Origin of the sequence: Streptomyces sp. NPDC052301, assembly GCF_044593395.1 — a bacterium.
Classification (GTDB): domain Bacteria; phylum Actinomycetota; class Actinomycetes; order Streptomycetales; family Streptomycetaceae; genus Streptomyces.
Genome location: NZ_JBIUBE010000004.1, coordinates 381908 through 405869, shown reverse-complemented (window position 1 = coordinate 405869; position 23962 = coordinate 381908). Strand labels below are relative to the sequence as shown.

20 protein-coding genes are annotated in these 23962 nt (G+C 71.4%); 4 read left to right on the top strand and 16 right to left on the bottom strand.

Going from position 1 to position 23962, the window contains the following annotated elements:
• Positions 1–142 precede the first annotated feature (142 nt).
• The 16 genes from ACIHEJ_RS12830 to rsmH form a co-directional block, all read right to left on the bottom strand.
• The gene (locus ACIHEJ_RS12830) at positions 143–1264 is read right to left on the bottom strand and encodes a DivIVA domain-containing protein (RefSeq protein WP_400134735.1); all 1122 of its coding nucleotides are present in this window, start codon (positions 1262–1264) and stop codon (positions 143–145) included.
• A gap of 52 nt (positions 1265–1316) precedes the next feature.
• Positions 1317–1607, bottom strand: a complete 291-nt coding sequence (locus ACIHEJ_RS12825) for a YggT family protein (protein WP_400134733.1) — start codon at positions 1605–1607, stop codon at positions 1317–1319.
• A gap of 62 nt (positions 1608–1669) precedes the next feature.
• Positions 1670–2311: a cell division protein SepF gene (locus ACIHEJ_RS12820; protein ID WP_400134731.1), complete on the bottom strand. Its 642-nt coding sequence runs from the start codon at positions 2309–2311 to the stop codon at positions 1670–1672.
• A gap of 128 nt (positions 2312–2439) precedes the next feature.
• Positions 2440–3159 carry a YggS family pyridoxal phosphate-dependent enzyme gene (locus ACIHEJ_RS12815; protein ID WP_400134729.1) on the bottom strand — a complete coding sequence of 240 codons (720 nt, stop codon included), beginning with the start codon at positions 3157–3159 and terminating at the stop codon, positions 2440–2442.
• 6 nt (positions 3160–3165) lie between these two features.
• On the bottom strand, positions 3166–3894 hold the full coding sequence (pgeF, locus tag ACIHEJ_RS12810; protein WP_400134727.1) for a peptidoglycan editing factor PgeF: 729 nt from the start codon (positions 3892–3894) through the stop codon (positions 3166–3168).
• On the bottom strand, positions 3891–5096 hold the full coding sequence (gene ftsZ / locus ACIHEJ_RS12805) for a cell division protein FtsZ (protein ID WP_400134725.1): 1206 nt from the start codon (positions 5094–5096) through the stop codon (positions 3891–3893). Before ftsZ ends, pgeF begins: the two co-directional genes overlap by 4 nt.
• A gap of 279 nt (positions 5097–5375) precedes the next feature.
• Positions 5376–6170: a cell division protein FtsQ/DivIB gene (locus tag ACIHEJ_RS12800; RefSeq protein WP_400134722.1), complete on the bottom strand. Its 795-nt coding sequence runs from the start codon at positions 6168–6170 to the stop codon at positions 5376–5378.
• A gap of 26 nt (positions 6171–6196) precedes the next feature.
• A complete protein-coding gene (murG, locus tag ACIHEJ_RS12795; RefSeq protein WP_400134720.1) occupies positions 6197–7285 on the bottom strand; it encodes an undecaprenyldiphospho-muramoylpentapeptide beta-N-acetylglucosaminyltransferase in 1089 nt (362 codons plus the stop codon).
• Between the two features lie 6 nt (positions 7286–7291).
• Positions 7292–8653: a putative lipid II flippase FtsW gene (gene ftsW / locus ACIHEJ_RS12790; RefSeq protein ID WP_400134718.1), complete on the bottom strand. Its 1362-nt coding sequence runs from the start codon at positions 8651–8653 to the stop codon at positions 7292–7294.
• A 68-nt stretch (positions 8654–8721) separates the two neighbouring features.
• Positions 8722–10158, bottom strand: coding sequence for a UDP-N-acetylmuramoyl-L-alanine--D-glutamate ligase (gene murD / locus ACIHEJ_RS12785; protein WP_400134716.1), 1437 nt, complete (start codon positions 10156–10158; stop codon positions 8722–8724).
• Complete coding sequence (mraY, locus tag ACIHEJ_RS12780) at positions 10140–11213, bottom strand: phospho-N-acetylmuramoyl-pentapeptide-transferase (protein WP_400134713.1); 1074 nt, start codon at positions 11211–11213, stop codon at positions 10140–10142. The genes murD and mraY overlap by 19 nt, the downstream gene beginning before the upstream one ends.
• A complete protein-coding gene (gene murF / locus ACIHEJ_RS12775; protein WP_400134711.1) occupies positions 11210–12616 on the bottom strand; it encodes a UDP-N-acetylmuramoyl-tripeptide--D-alanyl-D-alanine ligase in 1407 nt (468 codons plus the stop codon). Before murF ends, mraY begins: the two co-directional genes overlap by 4 nt.
• Positions 12617–12644: 28 nt before the next feature.
• Entirely contained in the window at positions 12645–14165 is a 1521-nt protein-coding gene (locus tag ACIHEJ_RS12770; protein ID WP_400134709.1) for a UDP-N-acetylmuramoyl-L-alanyl-D-glutamate--2,6-diaminopimelate ligase, read from the bottom strand.
• Between the two features lie 165 nt (positions 14166–14330).
• Positions 14331–16295, bottom strand: coding sequence for a peptidoglycan D,D-transpeptidase FtsI family protein (locus ACIHEJ_RS12765; RefSeq protein ID WP_400134707.1), 1965 nt, complete (start codon positions 16293–16295; stop codon positions 14331–14333).
• A 5-nt stretch (positions 16296–16300) separates the two neighbouring features.
• A complete protein-coding gene (locus ACIHEJ_RS12760) occupies positions 16301–16885 on the bottom strand; it encodes a septum formation initiator family protein (protein ID WP_400134705.1) in 585 nt (194 codons plus the stop codon).
• A 42-nt stretch (positions 16886–16927) separates the two neighbouring features.
• The gene (gene rsmH, locus ACIHEJ_RS12755) at positions 16928–17884 is read right to left on the bottom strand and encodes a 16S rRNA (cytosine(1402)-N(4))-methyltransferase RsmH (RefSeq protein WP_400134704.1); all 957 of its coding nucleotides are present in this window, start codon (positions 17882–17884) and stop codon (positions 16928–16930) included.
• A 415-nt stretch (positions 17885–18299) separates the two neighbouring features.
• Between rsmH and ACIHEJ_RS12750 the strand changes: the two genes are divergently transcribed.
• The 4 genes from ACIHEJ_RS12750 (at position 18300) to ACIHEJ_RS12735 (ending at position 23891) form a co-directional block, all read left to right on the top strand.
• Complete coding sequence (locus ACIHEJ_RS12750) at positions 18300–18848, top strand: beta-class carbonic anhydrase (RefSeq protein ID WP_400134703.1); 549 nt, start codon at positions 18300–18302, stop codon at positions 18846–18848.
• Positions 18849–19105: 257 nt separating this feature from the next.
• A complete protein-coding gene (locus ACIHEJ_RS12745) occupies positions 19106–20146 on the top strand; it encodes an AAA family ATPase (RefSeq protein ID WP_400134702.1) in 1041 nt (346 codons plus the stop codon).
• Positions 20146–21507: a DUF58 domain-containing protein gene (locus ACIHEJ_RS12740; RefSeq protein ID WP_400134700.1), complete on the top strand. Its 1362-nt coding sequence runs from the start codon at positions 20146–20148 to the stop codon at positions 21505–21507. Before ACIHEJ_RS12745 ends, ACIHEJ_RS12740 begins: the two co-directional genes overlap by 1 nt.
• The gene (locus ACIHEJ_RS12735) at positions 21504–23891 is read left to right on the top strand and encodes a DUF3488 and DUF4129 domain-containing transglutaminase family protein (RefSeq protein ID WP_400134698.1); all 2388 of its coding nucleotides are present in this window, start codon (positions 21504–21506) and stop codon (positions 23889–23891) included. The genes ACIHEJ_RS12740 and ACIHEJ_RS12735 overlap by 4 nt, the downstream gene beginning before the upstream one ends.
• Positions 23892–23962: the final 71 nt, after the last annotated feature.

The following is a 23962-nucleotide window of genomic DNA, read 5'->3' as shown; positions in this document are numbered from 1 at the left end:
CGAGAGGGCCCGGTCTCCGCTGCGGAGGCCGGGCCCTTCTCGCGTCAACCCGCGTAAAAAGGGCGGGGCCCCCGGACCGATGTCCAGGGGCCCCGCCCTTGTTGAGCGCTGCCGACGCCGTTGTCGTACTAGTGCCCGGTGATCAGTTGTCGTCCTCGTCGATCAGGAACCCGCGCATCGGCGAGGGCGCCTGACCCATCGGGGACGGACCCTGCGGACGGACCGGGGCCATGGGCTGGGTCATGGCCGGGGTCATCTGCTGCTGGCCGCCGTAGGACGGGGCGGACGGGGCGGGGTTGCCGCCCATCGTCTGGTTGCCGCCGTAGGACGGGGCGCTCGCGCCGGCCGGGGCCATGGAAGGCGCCGGGGACGGCGGCAGCGACGCGGTGGCCGGGGTGCGCGGCGGGGCCAGGGAGTCGTCGGCCTGGGTCTCCAGCTGGCGCAGCTGGGACTCGAGGTACGACTTCAGGCGCGTGCGGTACTCGCGCTCGAAGCCGCGCAGGTCCTCGACCTTGCGCTCCAGCGTGGCGCGGGCGGACTCCAGGGAGCCCATCGCGACGCGGTGCTTCTCCTGCGCGTCCCGCTCCAGGGCGTCGGCCTTGGCACGGGCGTCACGCTCCAGACCCTCGGCGCGGCTGCGGGCCTCACCGACGATCTTGTTGGCCTCGGAGCGGGCCTCGGCGATCGCCTGGTCGGCGGTCTGCTGGGCCAGCGAGAGGACACGGGCGGCGCTGTCGCCACCGGGGCCCTGACCGTGGCCGCCCATCGGACCGCCCATGGGGCCGCCCATCGGGCCACCCATCTGCTGCTGCATGGGCGGCTGGCCGCCCATCGGGCCCTGACCCATCGGACCCTGGCCCATCGGGCCGGGACCCTGCGGGCCGCCCTGACCACCGGGACCGGCGGGCAGCTGCGGGGCACCGCTCGGCAGCTGGGGCGGCCCACCCATGGGGCCACCCATCTGCTGCTGCGGCGGGCCCGATATGCCGGCGGGCACCGGCGCGCCGGGACCTCGCATGCCCTGCTGCTGCGGGTGCTGCTGCTGGTCCTGCTCCGGAGGCTTGCGCATGTTCTGCTGGTTCTGGGCAGCAGCGCGCGTGGCCGCGGCCAGCTTGGCGCGCAGGTCCTCGTTCTCGCGGAGCAGACGGGTCAGTTCGGCTTCGACCTCGTCGAGGAAGGCATCGACCTCGTCCTCGTCATAGCCTTCTCGGAGGCGGACGGTCGTGAACTGCTTGTTCCGCACGTCCTCGGGGGTCAACGGCATCTCTTCACCTCAACGTAGTCATCGGCAGTCGGCAAGACCGTATCGTCCACCCTCATCTCGCGAAGCTCTGCACGATGGAGATGAGAATGTAGACGATGATCATCAGTACGAAGAAGGACAGGTCGAGCGCCACGCCCCCGAGACGCAGCGGCGGGATGAACCGCCGCAGAAGCTTCAGCGGTGGATCGGTGACAGTGTAGGTGGCCTCCAGTACGACCACCATCGCCTTGCCGGGTTGCCACGAGCGGGCGAACTGGAAGACGTAGTCCATGACCAGCCGGAAGATGAGCACGACGAGGAACACCATCAGCGCGATGTAGATCACCTGCGCGAACACGCTCATGGCCTGCGCTTCCCTCTCCCCTGTTTCCGTGCTTTTTCCGTGCTTCGATCGGGTCGTGCGTCTCAGCTCTGGTTGAAGAACCCGCCCTCTGCGATGCGGGCCTTGTCCTCCGCCGTGACATCGACGTTAGCAGGAGACAACAGGAACACCTTCTGCGTCACCCGCTCGATGCTGCCGTGAAGACCAAACACCAAACCGGCCGCAAAGTCGACAAGTCGCTTCGCGTCTGTGTCATCCATCTCAGTCAGATTCATGATCACCGGGGTGCCCTCACGGAAGTGTTCCCCGATGGTACGGGCCTCGTTGTAGGTCCGGGGGTGGAGCGTGGTGATCCGGTAAGGCTCTCGTTCGGACACGACCTTGGGCATGATCACCGGTGCGTTCTTCTCCAGGGACTGACGTTCTTGTGTGATGGACGCCACGGGCGCGATCCGCGCCGGGCGCCCGGATTCCGCGGGTAGCGAAGCGGAATGCGACACCGGTTCGCGGGGTGCCGGAGGCTGCACCACTCGCACCGAATCGTCTCTTTGCGACTGATGTGCGTTGTGCGACTGATGTGGCGATTCGTGTCGTCGGTGGTCCCGCTCGGGCTCCGGGTCCAGTTCGGGCTCGAAGTCGTCGTCGGGGTCGAATCCGCGGCCGTCGTACCCATCGTCCTCCACGAGGCCGAGGTAGACCGCCATCTTGCGCATCGCGCCGGCCATGCTCTGAGTCCTCCGCTCTGTGGTGGATCGACTGACGACTGCCAAGTGCCCGCGATCCACGTGGTCGTTGTGCCCAACTTCACGGGCATTGACCATATTTTCTGCTGTGGTCCGACTTCCTGGCGACGTTACCCGAGCCTGGGGCGGACTCCGAGTACCGCGGTACCGACGCGCACATGTGTCGCACCGGCGGCCACGGCCTGTTCGAGGTCCGCACTCATCCCTGCGGACACCATGGTTGCAGCCGGATGGGCTCGGCGCAGGTCAGTCGACAAATCCATGAGCCGCTGGAACGCCGCCTGTTCGCGTCCCGCGTACTCCCCGGTGAGCGGGGCGACGGTCATCAGTCCGTCGAGCCGCAGCCCGGGCGACCCGGCGACGAGGTCGGCCAACTCTTCGATTCCGCCCGGGGCCACGCCACCGCGCTCGCCCCTGCCGCTCGCACCGGCGTCCAGCGCGACCTGGATCAGACAGCCCACCTCGCGCTCCGCCCGCACCGCCTCCTTGGAGAGCGCGGTGACGAGCCGGGACCGGTCGACGGACTGCACGACATCGGCGTAACCGACCACGGAACGCACCTTGTTGGTCTGCAGCTGGCCGACAAAGTGCCACTTCAGGGGCAGATCCGCACAGGCCGCGGCCTTCGGTGCCGCGTCCTGGTCACGGTTCTCGGCGACATGGCGCACCCCGAGCTCCGACAGGATCCGCACATCGCTCGCCGGGTAGGTCTTGGTGACCACGATCAGGGTCACCTCCTCCCGCTCGCGCCCCGCCGCCACGCACGCGTCGGTGATGCGCTGCTCCACATTCGCCAGATTTGCGGCGAGTTCGGTCTTACGGTCCGTCATGCCCCATCAGTCCAGCCAGACGTAGCTCGCGAGCCGCCCGGTGGTGCGGTCGCGGCGGTAGGAGAAATGATCGCCCGACTCCAGCGTGCACACCGGCGACTGCGCCCGGTCGCACACCCCGAGCCGGTCGAGCTGCGCGTGCACCCCGGCGCTCACGTCGACCGCCGGCGTGCCCCAGCTCGTTTCGGCGTGCGCCGCCGGCTCGACCGCCGCCACCTCGGCGCGCATCGGCCCCGGCACCTCGTAGCACCGGCCGCAGACGGCCGGTCCGGTGCGGGCGACGATCCGGCCCGGTTCGGCACCGAGTCCGACCATGGCCCGTACGGCGGCGGGCACGACACCCTTGACCATGCCGGGCCGGCCCGCGTGGGCCGCCGCGACGACCCCGGCGACGGGGTCGGCCAGCAGCACCGGCACGCAGTCGGCGGTGAGGACGGCGAGGGCGAGGCCGCGGCGGGCGGTGACGATCGCGTCGACCTCCGGCACCGGGCGCTCCCCCCACGGCTCGTCCACCACGGCCACGTCGGCGCCGTGCACCTGGTTCATCCAGACGACCAGCCCGGGGTCCACACCGAGCGACTTGGCGGCGATGTCCCGGTTGGTGCGCACGGCCTGCGGGTCGTCGCCGACCGCGCCGCCGAGGTTGAGCTCCTCATACGGAGCGGCGCTCACCCCGCCCCACCGGTCGGTGAAGGCGAAGTGCGCGCCGCTCACGCTCTCGCGCCGTCCTATCACTTGAGGAAGTCCGGGACGTCCAGCTCCTCGGCCGCGCTGTCGGCGTAGGTGCGGGGGGCCGGCGGGGCCGGGGTGACCGGGATGTCGGCCACCGGCTCGGGCGCCGGCTCCGGGTCCTCCTTCGGCTTCACGCTGCCGAGCGAGCCGAAGGACGGGCGGCTGGGCTCGGCCGGCCGTACCGGAGCGGGCTCGTCGCGGCGGGCGGACGTCGACGCGGACGTCGAGCCGAGGACGTTGTCCCGGCGCGCCGGCGGCTGGCCGCCGTCGAAGCCGGCCGCGATCACGGTGACCCGGACCTCGTCGCCGAGGGCGTCGTCGATGACCGCGCCGAAGATGATGTTGGCCTCGGGGTGGGCGGCCTCGCTGACCAGCTGGGCGGCCTCGTTGATTTCGAACAGGCCGAGGTCGGAGCCGCCGGAGATGGAGAGCAGCACGCCCCGGGCGCCGTCGATGGACGCCTCGAGGAGCGGCGAGGAGATCGCCATCTCGGCGGCGGCCACCGCGCGGTCGTCGCCGCGGGCCGAGCCGATGCCCATGAGGGCCGAACCGGCCTCGGACATGACCGACTTCACGTCGGCGAAGTCGAGGTTGATCAGGCCGGGCGTGGTGATGAGGTCGGTGATGCCCTGGACACCGGAGAGCAGGACCTGGTCGGCGGACTTGAAGGCGTCCAGGACCGAGACCTGGCGGTCCGAGATGGACAGCAGCCGGTCGTTGGGGATGACGATGAGGGTGTCGACCTCTTCGCGCAGCTCGGCGATGCCGTCCTCGGCCTGGTTCGCGCGGCGCCGTCCCTCGAAGGTGAACGGGCGCGTGACCACGCCGATGGTGAGGGCGCCCAGCGAACGCGCGATGTTGGCCACGACGGGCGCGCCGCCGGTGCCGGTGCCGCCGCCTTCACCGGCCGTCACGAAGACCATGTCGGCCCCCTTGAGGACCTCCTCGATCTCCTCGCGGTGGTCCTCGGCGGCCTTGCGGCCGACGGCCGGGTTGGCTCCGGCGCCGAGTCCGCGGGTGAGTTCACGGCCGACGTCGAGCTTGACGTCGGCGTCGCTCATCAACAGCGCCTGTGCGTCGGTGTTGATGGCGATGAACTCGACGCCCTTGAGACCGACCTCGATCATCCGGTTGATGGCATTGACACCACCGCCGCCGACACCGATGACCTTGATGACTGCGAGGTAGTTCTGCGGTGCTGCCACGTCGAAGGCCTCTCGCCTCGAATTACGTTGTCGCCGCCGGGCGGTTCCCCGCACCGGGACGACGGATGCCGAATGGGACGGTCCGTAGCGCCGACCCGAACCCTAACCCTGAAGTTTAGGGTTACCAGTGTGTCTGTTCCCTGGAGTCTTCTGAACAGGACACTAAGTCGACAAGTGGCGCCCGTTCAACGAACACGCCGAACCTCCCGTTTTTCTTTTCACCCTATGTGATCAGCCGTAGCAGTGCCCAACCAGGGTGCTGGCCTGCGCTGATGTGCGTCAACTCGCCGATGACGCAGGGGCGGTGGGCACGCTGACATCGAAGTGCCGGGCGCCCGGAGCTGCTTTCATGAGTGCTGTGAGGGCCCGTGCCTTCGCGCGGCCGTTCTCGCCGCTGCCCCATGCGACCGTACGGCCGTCGCCCAGCTGCAGCGAGATGGCGTCGTAGGAACGGACTTGGACGTTCCGGGTGACCTGCGCGACGGTGTCCGGCAGTTCGCCGGCCACCCGGACCGCCTCGCGCACCAGCCGGTCGGTGCCGAAGCGCCTGAGGCTCGCGGCGGCCGAATCCGACCGGGAAACGGACAATTCCAGCATCGGAACGCCTTTCGGTGCCTGTGAAACCGTGGCGAACCGGACACCTTCGTCGTCGACTTCGACGAAGTCCCGGCCCTTTGCGACCAGCAGAACCGGAGTGCGCTCGGTCACTTTCAGGCCGATTCCACGGGGCCAGGAACGGACCACGTCCACGGTGTCAATTCGGGGCAATTTCCGGCGAAGTCTTGCCTCGATGGTGTCCGTGTCGACGGAAATCATCGGCGCCCCGACCGGCACGGCGGCGGCCTCCCGCACCTCGACGGGGGTCAGCACGCGCGTGCCGGACACCGAGACGTGCTGCACGCGCAGCCACTGCGAGCCGTACAACACCCAGACGCCACCGGCCCCGAGGAGCACGACGACCCCGGCCAGGATGACGATCGTACGAAGGCGCAGGCGTCCCCACCTGCGGGCGGGCGGCGGGCCGGACGACTCCTGCTGGCGTTCCCCGCGCTCGGCGGTCGTCGGTCCGGCCACGCTCACTGCCCTTTCGTCATACGGTCCTAACGGTGCGAGGCAATCGCCTCGTACACCATGCCGACGAGCAGGTCGTCGGCGTCCCGGCGGCCGAACTCGCTTGCCGCACGGGACATCTCGTACAACCGGTGCGGATCGGCGAGCACGGGCAGCACGTTCTGCTGCACCCACTCGGGCGTCAGCTCCGCGTCGTCGACGAGGAGGCCGCCGCCGGCCTTGACCACCGGCTGGGCGTTGAGCCGCTGTTCGCCGTTGCCGATGGGCAGCGGGACGTAGGCGGCCGGGAGCCCGACGGCGGAGAGTTCGGCGACGGTCATCGCGCCCGCGCGGCAGAGCATCATGTCGGCCGCGGCGTACGCGAGGTCCATCCGGTCCAGGTAACTTACCGGGATATAGGGGGGCATTCCCGGCATCTGGTGCACCTGCGGCAGTTCGTTCTTCGGGCCGACCGCGTGCAGGATCTGGATACCGGCCTGCTGGAGCCACGGCGCGACCTGCTGGACGACCTCGTTGAGGCGACGTGCGCCCTGGGAACCGCCGGAGACGAGCAGCGTGGGCAGGTTGGGGTCGAGGCCGAAGCGGTGGCGCGCCTCGGGGCGGACCGCTGCGCGGTCCAGGGTGGCGATGGACCGGCGCAGCGGGATGCCGATGTAGCGCGCGTTGCGGAGCTTGCTGTCCGGCGTGGAGACGGCGACCTGGGCGGCGTACCGGGAACCGATCTTGTTGGCCAGGCCCGGGCGGGCGTTGGCCTCGTGGATCACGATGGGCACACCGAGGCGCTTGGCGGCCAGGTAGCCGGGCAGGGCGACGTAACCGCCGAAGCCGACCACGGCGTCCGCCTTGGTGCGCTCCAGGATCTGCTCGGCCGCCTTGATCGTGCCGCGCAGCCGTCCCGGGACGGTGATCAGCTCCGGCGTGGGCTTGCGGGGCAGCGGCACCGCCGGGATCAGCGCGAGCTCGTAGCCGCGCTCCGGGACGAGCCGGGTCTCCAGGCCGCGCTCCGTGCCCAGGGCCGTGATCCCCACGGTCGGGTCCTGCCTGCGCAGGGCGTCCGCGAGGGCGAGCGCGGGCTCGATGTGGCCGGCGGTCCCCCCACCGGCGAGTACGACATGCACCGAAATTCACCGCTCTCCGGACGAACGCGCCACCGAGGCACGCCGTCGCATCGTGTTCCATCTCCGAGGCCCCCGCTCGGCACCGGAGCCTCCTGCCCGCTTTCTACCAAAGCGAGGTTGCCGCATCGCAAGCGCCGCCCGCACAGCGGGCTCGTCGCGCGCGAAGGCGATCAACAGCCCGATGGCGAACATGGTCGGCAGCAGGGCGGACCCTCCGTAGGAGAACAGCGGGAGAGGGACACCGGCGATCGGCAGCAGGCCGAGCACCGCACCGATGTTGATCACCGCCTGGGCGGTGATCCAGGTCGTCACGCCTCCCGCGGCGTACCTCACGAAGGGGTCCTCCGTGCGTCCGGCCACGCGGATACCCGCATAGCCTAGAGCCGCGAACAGGGCGAGCACCGACAGTGTCCCCGCCAGGCCCAGTTCCTCACCGGTGACGGCAAAGATGAAGTCGGTGTGCGCCTCGGGGAGTTGGCCCCATTTTTCCACACTCGCACCCAGGCCGGATCCGAAGAGTCCGCCGGAGGCGAGCGCGTAGATCCCGTGCACGGCCTGCCAGCAGTCGGCGACCCCGGCCTTGGGCTCGGTGGCGCCGATGCAGGCGAGCCGGGCCATGCGGTTGGGGCTGGTCTTGATGAGGACCCCGCCGATCAGGGCCGCGATGGTCAGCACCCCGGCGAACAGCCGGGTGGGCGCTCCCGCGAGCCACAGCAGGCCGAACAGGATCGCCGTGAGAATGATCGCGGTGCCCATGTCGCCGCCGAGCATGATCAGCCCGAGCAGCAGGAAGGTGACGGGCACCAGCGGCACCAGCATGTGCTTCCACTGGTTCAGCAGCTTCCTCTCCTGCTTGCGCGCGATCAGGTCCGCGCCCCACAGCACCAGGGCGAGCTTGCCGAACTCGCTGGGCTGGATCTGGAAGGAGCCGCCGAGGGAGATCCAGTTCTGGTTGCCGTTGACCGCCATCCCTATCCCGGGCACCTGCACCAGGGCCATGAAGAACACGGCGACGGCGAGAATCGGGTAGGCGAGCGCCCGGTGCAGCTTCACCGGCATGCGGGAGGCCGCGAACAGCAGTACGCCGCCCAGCACGGCGGCCAGCAGCTGTTTGCGGAAGAAGTACGACCCCGGCAGCGACATCTGCAGCGCGGTGATCTGGGAGGCCGAGTAGACCATCACCAGCCCCAGCACGATGATCAGCACGCTGCCGCCGGCGATCAGGTAGTAGGCGGTCAGCGGGCGGTCCCAGGCCTTGCGCGCACGCGTGAAGAACCGTTGGACGGGGTTCTCGCGCCTGGGCCGGGCGGCCGCGGGACGACGGGACGCCCGCTGCGCGGGCGGCCGGCCGGTACGGCTACTGGGCATCGGCGCCTCCACTGAACGTCGACCGTCCCACGCGTCCCTCCCAAGTTCCGCCCGGCAGGCGGCCGGGGTCAGGCTTCGAGTTCGCGGACCGCCGCCGCGAACGCGTCACCGCGCTGGTTGTAGTTGGTGAACATGTCCATGGAGGCACAGGCCGGGGCCAGCAGCACCGTGTCGCCGGGCTGAGCCAGCCGCTTCGCTTCCGTCACCGCCTGGAGCATCGCCCCAGTGTCGGTCCGGTCGAGGTCGACCACGGGTACTTCTGGGGCGTGTCGCGCGAGGGCGTCGCGGATCAGGCCGCGATCGGCACCGAACAGGACGGCACCGCGAAGCCGCTGCGCCGACTTGGCGACCAACTCGTCGAAGGTCGCACCCTTCGCCAGACCGCCCGCAATCCATACGATCGGTTCATATGCCGCCAACGAGGCTTCCGCGGCATGGGTGTTGGTCGCCTTGGAGTCGTCGATGTACGCGACCCCGTCGACGTCCGCCACGTGCTCGATGCGGTGCGCGTCGGGGCGGAAGGCCCGCAGGCCGTCGCGTACGGCCGTGGCGGGCACCCCGAAGGCACGCGCGAGGGCCGCCGCGGCAAGGGCGTTGGCGATGTTGTGCGGGGCCGGCGGGTTGACGTCGGAGACCTCGGCGAGCTCCTGCGCGTTCTTGTGCCGGTTCTCGACGAAGGCGCGGTCGACCAGGATGCCGTCCACGACGCCGAGTTGGGAGGGGCCGGGGGTGCCGAGGGTGAACCCGACGGCCCGGCAGCCCTCTTCGACGTCGGCCTCGCGGACCAGGTCCTCGGTGAGCTTGTCGGCCACGTTGTAGACGCAGGCGACCCGGTTGCCCTCGTAGATGCGGCCCTTGTCGGCGGCGTACGCCTCCATGGAGCCGTGCCAGTCGAGGTGGTCCGGGGCGAGGTTGAGGACGACCGCCGAGTGGGCGCGCAGGGAGGGCGCCCAGTGCAGCTGGTAGCTGGACAGTTCCACGGCGAGCACGTCGTACGGCTCGTCGCCGAGGACCGCGTCCAGCAGCGAGACGCCGATGTTGCCGACGGCGGCCGTGCGCAGGCCCGCCGCCTTCAGGATCGACGCCAGCATCTGCACCGTCGTGGTCTTGCCGTTGGTGCCCGTGACGGCCAGCCAGGGAGCCGCGTCGGGGCCCCGCAGGCGCCAGGCCAGCTCGACGTCGCCCCACACGGGCACGCCCGCCCGCTCGGCCGCCAGGAACAGCGGCTTGTCGGGCTTCCAGCCGGGCGCGGTGACGATCAGCTCGGTGCCCTCCGGCAGGGTCGCGCCGTCACCGAGGCGCACGGTGATGCCGAGCGCCTCCAGTTCCGCGGCCTGCTCACGCGCGCGTGCGTCGTCGCCGTCGTTGACGACCGTGACGATCGCCCCGCGCGCGTGCAGCACCTTGGCCGCCGGGACGCCGGAGACACCGAGCCCGGCGACGGTGACGTGCGTGCCCTGGAAGTCGGAGGACACCGAGGAGGTGGTCACTTGTCCGCTGCCCATCCTGCGTAGAAGAGGCCCAGTCCGACGATCACACAGATGCCCTGGATGATCCAGAACCGGACCACCACCAGGACTTCGGACCAGCCCTTGAGTTCGAAGTGGTGCTGCAGTGGTGCCATCCGGAAGACGCGCTTGCCGGTGAGCCGGAAGGAGCCGACCTGGATGACGACCGACATGGTGATGAGGACGAACAGGCCGCCCATGATGGCGAGCAGCAGCTCCGTGCGGGAGAGGATGGCCAGACCCGTGAGGACACCGCCGAGGGCGAGCGAGCCGGTGTCGCCCATGAAGATCTTCGCCGGCGAGGTGTTCCACCACAGGAAGCCGAGGCAGGCACCCATCAGCGCGGAGGCGATCACCGCGAGGTCGAGCGGGTCGCGCACCTCGTAGCAGGCGGCCGGGTTGGTCAGGGTCAGCGCGTTGGCGCAGGACTCCTGGAACTGCCAGACGCCGATGAACGTGTAGGCGCCGAAGACGAGCACGGAGGCGCCGGTGGCCAGGCCGTCCAGACCGTCGGTGAGGTTCACGCCGTTCGACATCGCGAGGATCATGAACAGCGCCCAGACGACGAACAGCACCGGGCCGATCGTCCAGCCGAAGTCGGTGATGAACGACAGCTTGGTGGAGGCCGGGGTGTTGCCGCGCGCGTCGGAGAACATCAGCGACAGCACGGCGAAGGAGATGCCGACGATCAGCTGCCCGGCCATCTTCGCCTTGGCCCGCAGACCCAGCGAACGCCGCTTGACGATCTTGATGTAGTCGTCGAGGAAGCCGACCAGGCCCATGCCGAACATCAGGCCGAGGACCAGCAGCCCGGAGTAGGTGGGCGGGTAACCGGTGATGAGCTTGCTCAGGAAGTACGCGGCGATCGTCGCCAGGATGAACGCGATACCGCCCATCGTCGGCGTACCGCGCTTGCTGGCGTGCTCGCGCGGGCCGTCGTCACGGATGTACTGGCCGTAGCCCTTGCGGGCCAGCAGCTTGATCAGCAGCGGGGTGCCGACCAGCGTCAGGAAGAGGCCAATGACTCCCGAGAACAGGATCTGCTTCATCATCGGGCGGCAACCTCACCCTCGGCACCGGTCTCGAGCAGCGCCTGGGCAACGCTCTCGAGCCCCACCGAACGGGACGCCTTCACGAGCACGACGTCCCCCGGGCGCAACTCGCTGCGCAACAGGTCGACCGCCGCCTGTGCGTCGGACACGTGCACCGACTCCTCACCCCACGAACCCTCGTTATATGCGCCCAGTTGCAGCCAGGAGGCCTCAATCCCCCCGACGGCGACGAGCTTGCTGACGTTGAGCCGGACGGCGAGCCGTCCGACGGCGTCGTGCTCGGCGAGCGCCTCGTCCCCCAGCTCGGCCATCTTGCCGAGCACCGCCCACGTACGCCGTCCGTTGCCCATGGCCGCGAGCGCCCTCAGGGCGGCCCGCATGGACTCGGGGTTGGCGTTGTAAGCGTCGTTGACGATGGTCACGCCGTCCGGGCGCTCGGTGACCTCCATGCGCCAGCGGGAGAGGGAGCCCGCCTCCGAGAGCGCGAGGGCGATCTCTTCCGCGGACATGCCCAGCTCATGGGCGACGGCGGCCGCGGCGAGCGCGTTCGACACGTGATGCTCACCGTACAGGCGCATGGTCACATCACATGCACCGGAGGGTGTGTGAAGCCTGAAGGCCGGCTGTCCACTGTCCGTGAGTCGTACGTTCTCGGCGCGTACGTCCGCTTCGGCCGACTCTCCGAAAAGGACCACCTTCGCCTTGGTACGGGAGGCCATGGCGCGGACCAGCGGGTCGTCGGCGTTGAGGATCGCGGCCCCGTCCTCCGGAAGCGCCTCCACCAGTTCGCCCTTGGCCTGGGCGATCTGCTCGCGGCCGCCGAACTCCCCGATGTGGGCGGTGCCGACGTTGAGGACCAGGCCGATCCTCGGCGGGGTCAGCTCGGTGAGGTAACGGATGTGCCCGATGCCCCGGGCGCCCATCTCCAGGACGAGGAACCGGGTTTCCGCGGTCGCGGACAGGGCGGTCAGCGGCAGCCCGATCTCGTTGTTGAGCGAGCCGGGCGTGAACACCGTCGGCGCCTTGCGCCGGAGCACCTGCGCGATCAGGTCCTTGGTGCTGGTCTTGCCCGCCGAGCCGGTCAGGGCGACGAGGGTCGCGCCGAGCCGGCGTACGACGTGGCGGGCGAGGGCGCCGAGGGCGGTCTGCACGTCCTCGACCACGATCGCGGGCACGCCGACCGGGCGCGACGCCAGTACGGCGACCGCGCCCGCCTCGACGACCTGCGGTGCGTAGTCGTGGCCGTCCACGCGTTCGCCGACGAAGGCGGCGAACAGGCTGCCGGGCACCACTTCGCGGGAGTCCCGGACGACCGGACCCGTCACCTGGACGGACGGATCCGGTATGTCGTGCGTCTGCCCGCCGACGACTGCTGCGATCTCGGCGAGGGAGAGGGCGATCACAAGTTCATCCCCTGGGTCTTCTGGATTTTCATCCCTGGGTCTTCTGGATGGCTTCGCGGAGCACCTGGCGGTCGTCGAAGGGACGGACCACGCCGGCGATGTCCTGGCCCTGCTCGTGGCCCTTGCCCGCGACCAGCACGGTGTCACCGGCCTGGGCGCGGCCCACGGCAGCGGCGATGGCGGCGGCCCGGTCCTCGAACAGGAGCACCTCGCCGCGCTCGTGCGCGGGCACGGAGGCCGCGCCCTGGAGCATGGTCGCGAGGATCGCGAGCGGGTCCTCGGAACGGGGGTTGTCGGAGGTCAGTACGGCCGTGTCGGAGAGGCGGGCCGCGGCGGCGCCCATCGGGGCGCGCTTGGTCCGGTCGCGGTCGCCGCCGCAGCCGAGGACGATGTGCAGCCGGCCCTTGGTGACCTTGCGCAGCGCCTTGAGCACGGACTCGACGGCGTCGGTCTTGTGGGCGTAGTCCACGACCGCGAGGTAGGGCTGTCCCGCGTCGACCCGTTCGAGGCGGCCGGGGACGCCCGGTACGGCGGCGATGCCGTCCGCGGCGGCCTGCGGGTCGAGACCGGCCGCGGCGAGGGCGACGACGGCGGCGAGGGTGTTCGCCACGTTGAACGGGCCGGCGATCGGTGACCTGGCGTGGATCCGCTCGCCGTTCGGGCCGACGACGGTGAACGTCGAGTCCATCGGGCCGACCTCGACGTGCTCGGCACGCCAGTCGGCGTCGGGGTGGCCCTCGGCGGAGAAGGTGACGACCGGGACGGTGGCCTCCGCGGCGAGCCGGCGGCCGTACTCGTCGTCGGCGTTGACCACGCCGAGTCTGCTGCGTTCCGGCGTGAACAGCTGCGCCTTGGCCCGGAAGTAGTCCTCCATGTCGGAGTGGAACTCCATGTGCTCCGGGCTGAGGTTGGTGAACACGGCGATGTCGAAGACGCAGCCGTCGACCCGGCCGAGGACCAGGGCGTGGCTGGAGACCTCCATGGCGACCGCCTCGACACCGCGTTCGCGCATGACGGCGAACAGGGCCTGGAGGTCGGTGGCCTCGGGGGTGGTGCGCTCGGACTTGATGCGCTCGTCGCCGATGCGCATCTCGACGGTGCCGACGAGGCCCGTGGCCTTCGCGGTCCGCAGGCCGCCCTCGACGAGGTAGGCGGTGGTGGTCTTGCCGGAGGTGCCGGTGATGCCGATCTGCAGCAGGTCGTGGCCCGGGTGGCCGTAGATGCCGGCCGCGAGTTCGCCCATCCGTGCGCGCGGGTCGTCCACGACGAGGACCGGCAGTCCGCTCGCGGCGGCGCGCTCGGCGCCCGTCGGGTCGGTGAGCACGGCGACCGCGCCGAGCCCGGCGGCCTGGGTGACGAAGTCGGCACCGTGCAGGCGGGCGCCCGGGAGGGCGGCGTACAGGTCGCCGGGGCGGACGGCGCGCGAGTCGTGGGTGATCCCCGTGACCTCGGCGGAGCCGGCCGGAGCGGCGGCACCCAGCTGATCGGCCAGTTCCGCGAGGGGTGTGGCGGAGACCTCGACCGGTCGCGGCGGTCCCGGGTATGTCACGGAAGCGCCCTTCTGGGTGGTTTGGGACTGATCAGCGTGTGGCACGGCGGTGAGCGTACCGGGCGTACCCGCTCCGGAGCGAAGTGAGGGGCTGGCGGAGCCCTGGTTCCCGGGGTCGGGGGTGATCGTTGTCACGAGTGCGTTCCTGGTGTTCCGGTGTGCTGATCAGGGCTTGTAGTCGACGGGAAGGTTCGCGGGCCGCGCGCCGGTCGGCGGGACCTGGAGGGTCTTCAGAGCGAACTCCATCACCTGCTTGTAGATGGGGCCGCAGATCTGGCCGCCGAAGTAGCTGCCGGCGGTGGCGTTCTGGATGGCGCAGTAGACCGTGATGCGGGGGTTGTCCGCGGGGGCGAAGCCGGCGAACGACGAGGTGTAGCCGCGGTACCGGCCGGTGGCCGGATCCACACGGTTGGCCGTGCCGGTCTTGCCCGCGACCCGGTACCCGGGGATGCGGGCCTTGATGCCGGTGCCCTGCTCGTCGTCCACGACGGACTCCAGCATCTGGGCGACCGCTTTGGCGGTCTTCGCGCTGACGACCCGGCTCTGCTCGGGCTTCGGGGCCGGGGTGAAGCGGCCGTCGGCGCCCTTGCTGCCGCGCACCAGAGTGGGCTGGACGCGCACGCCGCCGTTGGCGATGGTCGAGTACACGGAGGCGGCCTGCATCGCGCTGAGGGAGAAGCCCTGGCCGAAAGGGATCGTGTACTGCTGCGAGGTGGACCACTTCTGGTAGGGCGCGAGGATGCCCCGGGTCTCGCCGGGGAAGCCGAGGCCGGTGTAGCTGCCGATGCCGAACTTGCGCAGGTACGAGTACAGGACCTTGTTGACCTCGGGCTGGGTCCTGCCGAGCTGCCCGGTGGCGAGGATGGTGCCGATGTTGCTGGACTTCGCGAGCACGCCGTTGAGCGTGAGGTACCAGGTGGCGTGGTCCACGTCGTCCGAGAAGAGCCGGTCGCCGCGGTGCAGCCGGTTGGGTACGACGACGTGGGTGAGCGGGGTCGCGGCGTGCTGCTCCAGCACGGCCGCCATGGACATCACCTTGGCGGTGGAGCCGGGCTCGTAGGCGTCCTGCACGGCCGCGTTGCCCATGGCGTCGCCGTCGGCCTTCGACAGGTCGTTCGGGTCGAAGCCGGGCGAGTTGGCCATCGCGAGGATCTGGCCGGTGCGGGTGTCCTGGACGACGACGTAACCGCGGTCCGCCCTGGACTTCCTCACCTGCTCGCTGATCGCGTTCTGCGCCGCCCACTGGATGTCGCGGTCGATGGTCAGCTCGACGTCGGAGCCGGGCACGGCGGGGGTCTCCGTGGACCCCACGGTCGGCACCTCACGCCCGCCGGACTGGGCGTAGCGGATCTTGCCGTCCTTGCCGGACAGCTGCTTGTCCAGCGCCTGCTCGATGCCGCCGCCGCCCTTGCCGTCGGCGTTGACCCAGCCCAGTATCCCGGCGGCGAGGTCGCCGTTGGGGTACACGCGCTGGCTGCTGGGGTCGGCGAAGACGCCGGCGAGCACGTTGGCGGTGTTCCTGTCGGTCTCGGCCTTCTTGGCGAGCGCGTTCTTCAGGTCCTTGATCTGCTTCCAGACCTGCGGGGTCTGCCGGATGGCGAGCCGGGCGTACCGGGAGTTGCCGTTCTTCGGGCGCAGCTTCTTCACGAGCGCGGCCTGGTCCTGCCCGAGGATCGGCGCGAGCAGCGCGGCGGCCTGCTCGGGACCGTTGTCGATCTTCAGCTGCTTCTTGTTGAACATCGTCGGGTCGGCGGTGATGTCGTACGCGTCCTCGCTGATGGCGAGGGCCACACCGTTGCGGTCGGTGATCCCGCCGCGGGCGGCGGCCAGCGTGTGCACGACATACCGGTTCTGTTCGGCCCGCGCCGCGTAGGCGCTGGCATCGACGGCCTGCACCTGGAGCAGCCGTACGACGAAGGCGATCAGCACCAGGGTCAGGGCGAGGCTGACCATGCGCAGCCGGGGCCGCGGGCTGCCGAGCCGGAGCGGGCGCGGCGGCATGGGCCGGCCCCCGCTCGGCCGACGGGCGGGCCGAGCGCCGGGCCCGGGCTGCCGCCGCACGGCACTGCGCGGCCGAGGAGGCTTCGCGGGCGCGGGCACTCGGCGGCGCGGCGGTTCCCTGTCGGACACTTCCGTCACCTGCCGGGGGTCGGGGTGGGGGCGGGCTGGGGGGTGGTCGCCGCGAAGGGGGCGGCGGTGGGGACGGCTGCTGCGGTGTCGGCTGCGGTGGGGAGGCTCCGGGCCGGGGACGGTACGGCGGTGAGGGGCGTCGCGGGCGCCGTGGCAGCCGGGGGTGCGAGGAGCGGGACGGCGGGGTCGGCCGGGGACTCGGGGGCCGTGAGCGCCGCCGGGTCGGGGGTGGCGGCGCCCGGGACGCCCTTCACCCTGCCGTCGGGGGCGAGGAATGCCGGGTCGCCGCCGGGGATCATGCCGAGCGCCTGCGCGCGGCGCTGGAGGGCGTCGGGGGCGGAGTAGGCGTCGATGTCGCGCTGCAGGGCCTGCTCCTCGTCGGTGAGGCTCTTGGTCTGCTTCTGCAGGTCGGCGAGTTTGAACGAGCCTTCGCTGAGCGCGGAGTTGAGCACCAGCAGCCCGATGAGACCGCCGCCGAGGAGCAGGACGACGAGCAGGACGAACGGGGTGCGGGCCGCACGGGCACGGCCGGCCGGGAGGAGCCGGGCGAGCCGGGCGGCCCTTCCCTTCAGTTGGGGTTTCCTACTCACGCCGCCCCCCGTGAGTTCGGGAATCCAACCGACCCGTCTCGGTCACTCGACGTCCTCCCTGATCCGCTCGGCGCCACGCAACCTGGCCGGTGCGGCCCGGCGGTTCTCGGCGACCTCTTCCTCGGTGGGAAGTTCGGCACCGCGCGTGAGCAGCTTGAGCCGCGGCTGGTAACGCTCGGGCACGACGGGCAGCCCGGGCGGCGCGGTGGACGTGGCACCGGCCGCGAACACCTGCTTGACCAGCCGGTCCTCCAGCGACTGGTACGACAGCACGGCGACACGCCCGCCGACGTCGAGCGCCTTCACGGCGGCCGGGATCGCCCGCTCCAGCACGGACAGTTCGCCGTTGACCTCGATGCGCAGCGCCTGGAAGGTGCGCTTGGCCGGGTTGCCGCCGGTGCGCTTGGCGGCCTGCGGCAGGGCGTCCCGGATCAGCTCGACCAGGCGCGCGCTGTTGCTGAAGGGCTCCTTCTCGCGCTCGCGGACGATCGCCGCGACGATCCGCTTGGCCTGCTTCTCCTCGCCGTACGCGCGCAGGATGCGCACGAGTTCGCCCGCCGGGTAGGTGTTGAGGACCTCGGCGGCGCTGATGCCGGTCGTCTGGTCCATGCGCATGTCGAGGGGCGCGTCCTGGGCGTAGGCGAAGCCCCGGTCGGCCTCGTCCAGTTGCATCGAGGAGACCCCGAGGTCGAACAGCACGCCCTGCACGCGCGCGATGCCGAGCCTGCGCAGGACGTCGGGCAGCTCGTCGTAGACGGCGTGCACCAGGGTGGCGCGCTCGCCGAACGGCGCCAGCCGCTCGCCGGACAGGCGCAGCGCCTCCTTGTCCCGGTCGAGGCCGATCAGCCGCGCCTCGGGGAACCGGGCGAGCAGCGCCTCGCTGTGGCCGCCGAGACCGAGGGTGCAGTCGACGACCACCGCTCCCGGGCGCTCCAGCGCGGGCGCCAGCAGATCCAGGCACCGCTGGAGCATCACCGGGACGTGTCGACTCTGGCTCAAGGGGGCCTCTCAGTTCCGGCGGGCCGCACGCACCGCCGGGCCCCCGCCTGCTCGTGAACGGGGGACGGGCCGGCGCCGGAAGCGTCAGCCGACCGGGAGCGGGAGGAGGCCGAGCCGTACGTACGCGCCGCGCACGCGGGGAGACGGTCCGGGCGGGTGCCGGGTCTCCGGGGTTTCACCAGCAGGGAGAGCCACGCCTCCCGCTTCGCGCCACTTTAGTCCACCCTGTCTCGCGGTCAATCAACCGGCCTGCGCGTCGCGCACCGCCGCACGAGGGAAGCCGCGATTCGAACGGATTCACCCGTCCGGCCCAGGTTTTCCCTCCGTGTGGGTTCGCTCACAACAAGCCACGATGACGTTCTTTGTCCCGTCTCACAGCGGGCCGGGCCGCCCGGTGACCAGTAACGTCGTCGGCATGACGACTTCTGCAGCTGCTCCCACCGGACCCGAAGACGCCATATCCACCGGCGGCGCCGTCACGGACCGCCTGGTGGAGGCCAACCAGCGGTACGCCGCCGAGTTCTCCGACCCCGGAATGGATGCCAAGCCCGTCCTCAAGGTCGCCGTCGTGGCCTGCATGGACGCCCGTCTCGACCTGCACAAGGCGCTCGGCCTGCAGCTCGGCGACTGCCACACCATCCGCAACGCCGGCGGTGTCGTCACCGACGACGTGATCCGTTCCCTGACCATCAGCCAGCGGGCGCTCGGCACCCGCAGCGTGGTGCTCATCCACCACACCGGCTGCGGCATGGAGACCATCACCGAGGACTTCCGGCACGACCTGGAGATGGAGGTCGGCCAGCGCCCGGCATGGGCGGTGGAGTCCTTCCGGGACGTCGACCAGGACGTCCGCCAGTCGATGCAGCGGGTGCGCACCTCGCCGTTCCTGCTGCACACCGACGACGTGCGCGGCTTCGTCTTCGACGTGCGCACCGGCTCGCTCCGCGAGGTCGACCCGGCCTGACGGGACGCACCGGCCGGCCGCCCCGACGGCATCCCGCCCTCCATGCCCCGCTCTCTATCGAAAACACGGCCGAAAAGGCCGTAAGACCGACATCGTGCGGGCAGTTGTCCACAGGCGAGTGACACGAATCGGTAACGGCAGCAAGAATGCGGGGTGTGGCATCACGCGGAACTGTTTCCGCGTGGTGTCCGTGTTTCGGGGTGGGCCGGTTTCGCACGGATGCGTCGGCCCGGAAAGAACGGGCCGAGGAGGGCCGGGTGACGACCTATGACGATCGAGCGAGCCTCACTGATCTGACCGCCACGGTGGAGCGGGTACGCGGTTCGGTGGAGGGCGTGATCGAGGGCAAGCCCGAGGTCGTACGGCTCGCGCTGACCGTGTTGCTCGCCGAGGGCCACCTGCTGATCGAGGACGTCCCCGGGGTGGGCAAGACGATGCTCGCCAAGGCGTTGGCGAGGTCCATCGACTGCTCGGTGCGGCGCATCCAGTTCACGCCGGACCTGCTGCCCTCGGACATCACCGGCGTGTCCATCTGGGACCAGCAGCGCAGGGACTTCGAGTTCAAGCCGGGCGCCATCTTCGCGCAGATCGTGATCGGCGACGAGATCAACCGCGCCTCGCCCAAGACCCAGTCGGCGCTGCTGGAGTCCATGGAGGAGCGGCAGGTCACCATCGACGGGCAGACGTACGAACTGCCCAGCCCCTTCATGGTGGTGGCCACGCAGAACCCGGTCGAGATGGAGGGCACCTACCCGCTGCCCGAGGCCCAGCGCGACCGCTTCATGGCGCGCGTCTCCGTCGGCTACCCGAGCGTGGAGGCCGAGCTGCAGATGCTCGACATCCACGGTGGGATCAGCCCGCTGGAGGATCTGCAACCGGTGGCGCACGCGCACGAGATCGTGAAGCTGATCGAGGCGGTGCGCGGGGTGCACGTCGCCGAGCCGGTGCGGCGGTACGCTGTGGAGCTGGTCGCCGCCACGCGCTCGCACCCCGACCTCAGACTCGGCGCCTCCCCGCGCGCGACGCTGCATCTGCTGCGCGCGGCGAAGGCGTCCGCGGCCCTCGCCGGCCGGGAGTACGCGCTGCCGGACGACGTCCAGGCGCTGGCCGTGGCCGTCCTCGCGCACCGCCTGCTGCCCACGGCGCAGGCGCAGCTGAACCGCCGTACGGCCGAGCAGGTGGTGCAGGAGATCCTGCACCACACCCCGGTGCCCGCGGAGCCGGGCCGACAGAGCGGATTCGGCGGCCTGGGCCGGAACATCCCGGGCTATCCGCAGCAGCCGCCGCGAGGTCTGTGATGAGCGCCGGGGGGACCGGGCAGCCGGAGGCGGACCGCGGGGACGCGGGCGGCCTCCGTACGGCCCTAGCGGGGCTGACCACCCGTGGCCGCTCCTTCCTGGCGGCCGGGATCGCCGCCGCGATCTGCGCCTACGTACTGGGCCAGAGCGATCTGCTCCGGGTCGGCCTGCTGCTGGCCGCGCTGCCGCTGATCTGCGCGACCGTGCTGTACCGCACCCGCTACCGGGTGGCCGGCACCCGCCGGCTCTCCCCCGCACGCGTGCCGGCCGGCAGCGAGGCCCGGGTGCATCTGCGGATGAACAACGTCTCCCGGCTGCCCACCGGCCTGCTGATGCTGCAGGACCGGGTGCCCTACGTGCTCGGGCCGCGCCCCCGCTTCGTCCTGGACCGGGTGGAGCCGGGCGGCCACCGCGAGGTGTCCTACCGGGTCCGCTCCGACCTGCGCGGCCGGTATCCGCTGGGCCCGCTCCAGCTGCGCCTGACGGATCCCTTCGGGATGTGCGAACTGACCCGCTCCTTCTCGGCGTACGACACCCTGACGGTCATCCCGCGCGTGGAGCCGCTGGCACCGGTCCGCTTCAGCGGTGAGGCCAAGGGCTACGGCGACGGACGGCAGCGCTCGCTGGCCCTCGCCGGCGAGGACGACGTGATCCCGCGCGGCTACCGCCACGGCGACGACCTGCGCCGGGTGCACTGGCGGTCCACCGCGCGCTACGGCGAGCTGATGGTGCGCCGGGAGGAGCAGCCGCGGCGCTCCCGCTGCACCGTCCTGCTGGACACCCGGGCCGTCGGCTACGAGGGCGCGGGCCCCGACTCGGCCTTCGAGTGGGCCGTCTCCGGCGCCGCCTCGGCGCTGGTGCACATGCTGGAACGGGGCTTCTCGGTCCGGCTGCTGACCGACAGCGGCAGCGCGGTGCCCGGCGAGGGCGGCGACGGGTTCGCGGGCACCGGCCAGGAGACCGCGGACGCGGCCGGGCTGATGATGGACACCCTCGCGGTGATCGACCACTCCGACGGCACGGGCCTGTCCCGGGCGTACGACGTGCTGCGCGGCGGGAACGAGGGACTGCTGATCGCCTTCCTGGGCGATCTCGACGAGGAGCAGGCCGCGACGGTCGCCAAGATGAGCCGGCGCAGCGGCGGCGCCGTCGCCTTCCTGCTGGACCCGGACACCTGGGTGCGGGAGCCGACCGACGCACCGCGGCCGGGGGACCGGCACGGCGAGCGGTTGCGGATGCTGCGCGAGGCGGGCTGGACGGCGCTGAGCGTGCCGCGCGGCGCCGCACTGAACGCACGGTGGCAGCAGGCGGACCGGGAACGCTCGGGCCTGGCCGGCGTGAGCGGGGAGGCAGCGGTATGAGCGGGCGGGCACGACTGGCCCTGTGTGCCGCCGCGGCCACGCTGATGGCCTCGTGCGCTCTGCTGCCGCTGGTGGCCGAGCCGACCTGGCTGCTGCAGCTGATCCCGCTGGTGGCCGTGCAGACGGGGGTGGGCGCGGCCGCCCGGCGGGTGCCGCTCGGCCGGCCGCTGACCGTGGCGGTGCAGGCGCTGGTGACCCTGATGCTGCTGACCCTGGTCTTCGCCCGGCAGCAGGCGATCGTCGGACTGATCCCCGGTCCGGACGCCTTCCGGCACATCGCCGACCTGTTCCGGCAGGGCTCGGACGACATCAGCGTGTACGCGATTCCGGCGCCGCTCACCGACGGCATCAAGCTGATGCTGATCGGGGGCGCGCTGCTGATCGGGCTGCTGGTGGACACGCTCGCGGTGACCTTCCGCAGCGCGGCCCCTGCCGGGCTGCCCCTGCTCGCGCTGTACTCGGTGGCCGCGGGGCTGTCCGACGGCGGGGCCGACTGGCTGTGGTTCCTGGTGGCGGCGGCCGGTTATCTGATGCTGCTGCTCGCGGAGGGCCGGGACCGCCTCGCCCAGTGGGGCCGGGTCTTCGGCGGCGCGCCCCGCTCCCCTGGCGCTTCCCCGGACCCCGGTGCCGTGGCACCCGTACGTGCCGGACGCCGCATCGGCGCGGTCGCCCTCGGGGTGGCCCTGGTGGTGCCGCTCGCCCTGCCCGCGATGCAGGGCGGCCTGCTGGAGGCGGCCGGCACCGGCGTCGGGGCCGGCAACGGCAACGGGGGCACGATCTCCGCGGTCAACCCGCTGGTCTCGCTGCGCGACAGCCTGAACACGGACAACGACCGCCAGGTGCTGTCCCTGCGGACCAGCACGAGCGACCTGTCCGACATGTACCTGCGGATCGTCTCGCTGGACGACTTCGACGGCACCACCTGGAAGCCCGCCCAGCGGCACATCATGGGCGTGCCGGACGTACTGCCCACCCCCCTCGGGCTGAGCGGCGACGTCAAGCGCAGCAAGGTGCGCACGACGGTCACGGCGGCGCAGTGGTACGCCCAGGACTGGCTGCCGATGCCCTACCCGCCGAGTGAGGTGAGGATCAGCGGCCGCTGGCGGTACGAGCCCGTCGGCATGACCCTCGTCGGCGACCACGGCCAGACCACGCGGGGCGAGACCTACCAGGTGACCAGCCTGGACGTGCAGCCCACCGCGCAGCAGCTGGCTGCCGCGCCGCAGCCGGCGGCGGCCCTGAGACGCCAGTACACCAAGGTGCCGGCCACGCTGCCCAAGGTGGTGGCCAGGACCGCCGAGGAGATCACCGCGGGCGCCCACAGCCACTACGAGGAGGCCGTGAAGCTCCAGGACTGGTTCGCCGTCAGCGGCGGCTTCCAGTACGACACCCAGGTGGAGGTCGGCACCGGCCCCCAGGCCATCGCGAACTTCCTGAAGCGGAAGGAGGGTTTCTGCGTCCACTTCTCCTTCGCGATGGCGGCGATGGCCCGCACCCTCGGCATCCCGGCCCGGGTCGCGGTCGGCTTCGCGCCCGGCACCCCGCAGTCCGACGGCACGGTCGCGGTGAACCAGAAGGACGCCCATGCCTGGCCCGAGCTGTACTTCGAGGGCGTGGGCTGGACCCGCTTCGAGCCCACCCCGACCCGTGGCACCACACCTTCGTACACCCTTTCGGACACGCCCGGCACCTCGCTGCCGGACCCGGCCCTGCCGTCCAGGAACGCGTCCTCGGCGCCCTCGGCGGCGCCCTCGGCCAGCGAGAGCTGCACGAGCGAGCTGCGCAGGGTGCAGGGTTGCGACAGCCCGTCCGCGGCGGCGGCCCCGCACAGCGGCGGCAGCGGCAGCGGCCCGTGGTGGTATCTGCTGGCCGGACTGGGCGGGCTCGTGGTGCTGGCGCTGCCGCTGTCGCCGCTGCTGTGGCGGGCGCGGGTGCGCTCGGTGCGGCTGGGCGGGTACGCGCGGACCGAGGCGGGCGCGGTGGCGCACACCCTGGCCGCCTGGCAGGAGCTGACGGACAGCGCCTGGGACCACGGCATCGCGCCGGACGAGTCGCTGACCCCGCGCGGGGCCGCCGCCCGGATCGTCCGGCTCGGTCACCTCGACCCGGAGGCCGGGGCCGCGGTGCACCGGGTGGCGGACGCGGTGGAGCAGGTGCTGTACGCGCCCCGGCCGCGGCCCGCGACCGGAGCGGCCGGGGACGTGCGCCGGGTGATCGAGGGGCTGCGGGCCGCGGTGGGCACCGGTACCCGGCTGCGGGCGCTGTTCCTGCCACGCTCGTCGGTGCAGGTGCTGTGGGCGCTGTCGGCACGCTGGTCGGCGCTCCGGGCCCGGCTGGCGGCGGCCCTGCCGACGCTGCGCAAGCCGTCGCAGCAGCAGGGCTGAGACGGCCGCGGAGACACATGTGAGGGGCGGACACCATCCGGTGTCCGCCCCTCACTGAAGTCTGCCGTGTG